Origin of the sequence: Streptomyces chlorus, from assembly GCF_042655885.1 — a bacterium.
GTDB lineage: Bacteria > Actinomycetota > Actinomycetes > Streptomycetales > Streptomycetaceae > Streptomyces > Streptomyces chlorus.
This window is the reverse complement of sequence record NZ_JBHSOA010000025.1, coordinates 503,395-507,637: the sequence shown is the minus strand read 5'-3', so window position 1 is coordinate 507,637 and position 4,243 is coordinate 503,395. Positions and strand designations below refer to the sequence as shown.

4 protein-coding genes and 2 pseudogenes are annotated in these 4,243 nt (G+C 66.6%); 3 read left to right on the top strand and 3 right to left on the bottom strand.

The features are described from left to right. Positions 1–585: 585 nt before the first annotated feature. The 3 genes and pseudogenes from ACFPZI_RS13920 to ACFPZI_RS13910 all read right to left on the bottom strand — a co-directional run. Positions 586–915: pseudogene (locus ACFPZI_RS13920) on the bottom strand (DNA-3-methyladenine glycosylase); the annotation flags it as partial. A 180-nt stretch (positions 916–1,095) separates the two neighbouring features. Then, complete coding sequence (locus ACFPZI_RS13915; protein ID WP_381362908.1) at positions 1,096–1,707, bottom strand: DNA-3-methyladenine glycosylase; 612 nt, start codon at positions 1,705–1,707, stop codon at positions 1,096–1,098. A gap of 14 nt (positions 1,708–1,721) precedes the next feature. Continuing rightward, positions 1,722–1,979 (bottom strand): annotated as a pseudogene (locus ACFPZI_RS13910) (DNA-3-methyladenine glycosylase); the annotation flags it as partial. 161 nt (positions 1,980–2,140) lie between these two features. On the opposite strand from ACFPZI_RS13910, the gene ACFPZI_RS13905 reads away from it, so the two are divergent. The 3 genes from ACFPZI_RS13905 to ACFPZI_RS13895 all read left to right on the top strand — a co-directional run bounded on the left by ACFPZI_RS13905 (position 2,141) and on the right by ACFPZI_RS13895 (position 4,211). Then, complete coding sequence (locus tag ACFPZI_RS13905; RefSeq protein WP_381362907.1) at positions 2,141–2,923, top strand: sporulation protein; 783 nt, start codon at positions 2,141–2,143, stop codon at positions 2,921–2,923. Between the two features lie 43 nt (positions 2,924–2,966). After that, positions 2,967–3,506: a YbhB/YbcL family Raf kinase inhibitor-like protein gene (locus ACFPZI_RS13900; protein ID WP_381362905.1), complete on the top strand. Its 540-nt coding sequence runs from the start codon at positions 2,967–2,969 to the stop codon at positions 3,504–3,506. A 198-nt stretch (positions 3,507–3,704) separates the two neighbouring features. Continuing rightward, positions 3,705–4,211, top strand: a complete 507-nt coding sequence (locus tag ACFPZI_RS13895; RefSeq protein ID WP_055573809.1) for an HNH endonuclease — start codon at positions 3,705–3,707, stop codon at positions 4,209–4,211. Positions 4,212–4,243: the final 32 nt, after the last annotated feature.

Sequence of the window (4,243 nt, the reverse complement as noted above, 5' to 3'; positions counted from 1 at the left end):
ACGAGAGCGGAACGGTCGGGCGGAATAGGCCCCACCGTTCACAGCGTCCTCGCTGTGTTTTTTCAAAGGAACCTCGTCCCGGCCGAACGGCCGGAGACGGGGTATCAACATATCTGGCGTTGATTTTTGGCACGCTGTTGAGTTCTCAAGGAACGGACGCTTCCTTTGTACTCACCCTTTCGGGCTTTCCTCCGGGCGCTTCCCTTCGGTCCTGCGTTTCCGACTCTATCAGATCTTTCCGATCCGATTTCCTCGGGGTTTCGCCTTCCGGGTTCCCGCTTTTCGCGTTTCCCTTTCCGGCGACTCCGACTCTATCAGGCCCTTTCAGGACCGATTCCCAGTCGATGGGATCGTCGATAGGCTTTAGGCTTTCGCCCGTCGACCTTTCGACATTCACTACGTTAGCCGATTCCCTCGCTCGATTCATAATCGGGCTCCACCGGTTCGAAATTCAGGCATGCAAGCATGACGAACTCGACCCTTTTGAGGGTGATCTTGAGTAGTGGGTTGGCCGCTTCCGGCTGCAGGCGAACGCCGTACCCGGTTCAGCGGCTCGGACTACATTACGCACCTTCCAAGGTGGAGTCAACTTCGTCGGCGCTTCGGGACATGGGCCCGATACGGGCTCACCGTCGGGTCGTCGGCGACCCGGAAGCGCCAGGGGTGCACGGCTCCGTCGCCGGAGACTCCGGTGCGCGGGCCGCTGCGGACCTGGTCGGAGGGGGCAGGGGTGCCGGTGAGCACCCTCAGCGGGGTGTCGCTCGAGGTGCATGCGTCCGTACCGTCCAGGGAACGGTCCACGTCCAGGGCCGTTGCCAGACGGGCCGGGCCTTTGGCCAGTTCCTTGTCGTTACGGGCCGAGAGCCGACGGGTACGGGCGCCCTCGACGATCTCGCCGGCCCGCAGGAGTACCGCTCCTAGTCAGTGAGCGGGAGTGGGTCCTGGACCCATTCCTGCTCACTGCGGACACCCCGAACGGTTCTGGATGTCCTGGTCGCCCGCGTTCGCCCTGTGTCCGGCGGCACGGATCGTGTCCGTGGTCCGGGAAGGCGAGGCCCCTCACACCGGCGAGCCGCGAGCGAGGCGCACAGCGGCTCAGGCTCCGGCGGACGGCTTGGCTCTTGGGCTCAGTCGGTACGCCGAGACCGTTGGATCACCGGCGAGGTAGAAGCGGTGTTGCCAGTCGTGGGCTCTGCTCACGCCTACCCGAGGCCCAGCCCGGATGAGTGCGGCGGGTACTGGCTCGCCCTCGGCCAGCGCGACCGAGGCGCCTGTCAGTAGGTCTGTGCCGTTGTGCTCCGCCGTGACGCCGAGCGCTTGACAGAAGTTCCCCGGACCCCGCGCGAGACGTGGACTCTCGACCTTGCCCCCTCGCCGCTTGCGTGCCAGGTCTTCCCCTTCGATGATCCTGCCTGCCCGGATGAGGACAGCTGAAGCGACGCCGTCTGCCCCGGTGACGATGTTGGCGCACCAGTGGAGACCGTGAGACCGGTAGACGTACAGGTGTCCTGCGGGTCCGAACATGACGGCGTTTCGGGGTGTCCTGCCTCGGTAGGCGTGGGAGGCGGGGTCGGCCGTACCGGAGTACGCCTCGGTCTCCGTGATGGTGATACTCACGGTTCCCTCGGGTGTCTCGTGGATGAGGATGGCACCGAGCAGCTCGGGGGCGACTTCTTCAGCGGGGTGAGCGAGATCCCCAACGTTCATGCTGACCGACTTGACATGCCATAGGTGAAGTAGATGTACGCATGGCCGGGCGGACCGAACATCACGCCGTTGCGGGCGGTGCGGTCCCGGTAGGCGGGGGAGCCGGGATCGTTGGGGCCGTCGTAGGCCTCGACCTCCGTCAGGCGGGGGGTGATCGGACCGTCCGGGGTGGTACGCACGACGAGCCGGCCGAGCAGGTCGGGGGCGACCTCGAGGGCGGGGCGGTCGAAGAACTCCCTGAGCAGGGGCGTACGGTCGGGGGTCGCGATCATGGCGTCCGAGAGTACTCCAGGCGGGTGCCACCGCGGGGTGGTCCCAGGGCGCCGCACTTGCAAGGGTGACGGACACGGAACCGGCCAGGGCCGGATCGCGTTGTTAGGGATCGAAGGTCCACACGTGCAACGACGCGATGAAGAACGACAAGGGGAGAGATATGGCGTTCAAGAAGCTGCTCGCGAGCCTGGGAGCCGGCGGGGCTTCGGTCGAGACGGAGCTGCACGAGATCAACGTCGTTCCGGGTGGGGTTGTCCAGGGCGAGGTGCGGATCCAGGGCGGGTCCGTGAATCAGCAGATCGAGGGGCTGTCGGTCGGTCTGCAGGCCAAGGTCGAGGTCGAGAGCGGCGACGAGGAGTACAAGCAGAACATCGAGTTCACCAAGTCGCGGCTCGGTGGCGCCTTCGAACTCGAGGCCGGTGCCGTCCACGCGGTCCCGTTCGGGCTGGAGATCCCCTGGGAGACGCCGATCACGATGATCGACGGGCAGCCGCTGCGCGGGATGAACATCGGGGTGACCACGGAGCTGGCGATCGCGCGGGCCGTGGACTCCGGTGACCTGGACCCGATCAATGTGCACCCGCTGCCGGCGCAGAAGGCGATCCTGGACGCGTTCATCCAGCTGGGCTTCCGGTTCAAGAGCGCGGACATGGAGCGCGGACATGTCCGCGGGACGCGTCAGCGGCTGCCGTTCTACCAGGAGATCGAGTTCTTCCCGCCGCAGCAGTACCGGGGGCTGCAGCAGGTCGAGCTGACCTTCATGGCCGACGACCAGGCGATGGACGTCGTGCTGGAGATGGACAAGAAGCCCGGTCTGTTCAGTGAGGGCAGCGACACCTTCCGGTCCTTCAAGGTGGGACTGAACGACTACCAGGGCACCGACTGGGCCGCCTACCTCAACCAGTGGCTGTCCGAGGTCGGCAGCAAGCGGAACTGGTTCTAGGCTCGGTTCCACCGAACGTAGGCGATCAGCAGGAGGTACCGAGGTGACCGAGCTCGAGCGGCGTCCGCTCCCCCATGACTTCCACCCGCCCGTACCGTCGTTCACGGTGACGAGCAATGAGGTCACGGAGGGTGTGACGCTTCAGGAGGCCCAGGTCCGGGCGGACGGCAACACGTCGCCGCAGCTGCGCTGGACGGATTTCCCGTCGGAGACCAAGAGCTTCGCGGTGACCTGCTACGACCCGGACGCCCCGACCGGCAGCGGGTTCTGGCACTGGGTGGTGTTCGATATTCCGGCCTCGGTGACCGAGCTGCCGACCGGTGCGGGCGGCGGCGGGTTCGAGGGGTTGCCCAAGGGCGCGATTCAGGCGCGCAACGACTACGGCACCAAGGACTTCGGCGGTGCGGCGCCGCCGCCCGGTGACGGACCGCACCGGTATGTGTTCACGGTGTACGCGGTGGATCAGGAGAAGCTCGGTCCGGACTCGGACGCGTCCCCTGCGGTCGTGGGCTTCAACCTGCGGTTCCACACACTCGCGCGGGCCCAGCTGATCGGGGAGTACGAGGTGCCGGCAGGCTCCTGACCCGATTCCGGCGTTCACGGAACGTTTGCCCACCCCTGGTCGCGGAATTGATCAGGGGCGGGCATTTTTGTTGACGGGGGCGCGGAGGTCACCCCCCGTTGCAGCAGCAGATATTGCGTTGTCCATCTCGGCGTGCCCGGCCAGAGTTGATCCCAGTCCGCCGAAAGGTGGGCCGGTGCACACGGAAGGTGGACTGGTATGCGGGACACGCTGGTACTGAACGCGAGCTTCGAGCCGTTGTCGACGGTGACGCTGAACCGAGCCGTCGTTCTGGTGCTCCAGGACAAGGCGGTCGTCGAGCAGGCCCACCCCGAACTGCGGATGCGGGGAGCCGCGGTCGACATACCGGCGCCGCGGGTGATCAGGCTCTGCCAATACGTCAGGGTGCCGTTCCGAAGACGGGCGCCATGGTCGAGGCGGGGTGTCCTGGTGCGCGACCGGAACCGGTGCGCGTACTGCGGGCGGCGGGCCACCACCGTGGACCACGTGGTGCCGCGGTCGCACGGGGGCCAGGACACCTGGCTGAACACGGTGGCCTCGTGCGCGGAGGACAACCACCGCAAGGCGAACCGGACTCCGGAGCAGGCGGGGATGCCACTGCTGCGGCAGCCGTTCGAGCCGACTCCGGCGGACGCGATGCTGCTGGCGCTGGGTCGGGAGGACTTGGACGCGCTGCCGGAGTGGCTGGCTCAACCCGCGGCCTAGAACCTGCTTCTCGTACGAGTATGGCGGGGTCC

Coding starts and splice junctions, on each gene's coding strand:
- ACFPZI_RS13915 (WP_381362908.1), bottom strand. CDS start 1,707: ATGAACGTTGGGGATCTCGCTCACCCCGCTGAAGAAGTCGCCCCCGAG.
- ACFPZI_RS13895 (WP_055573809.1), top strand. CDS start 3,705: ATGCGGGACACGCTGGTACTGAACGCGAGCTTCGAGCCGTTGTCGACG.
- ACFPZI_RS13905 (WP_381362907.1), top strand. CDS start 2,141: ATGGCGTTCAAGAAGCTGCTCGCGAGCCTGGGAGCCGGCGGGGCTTCG.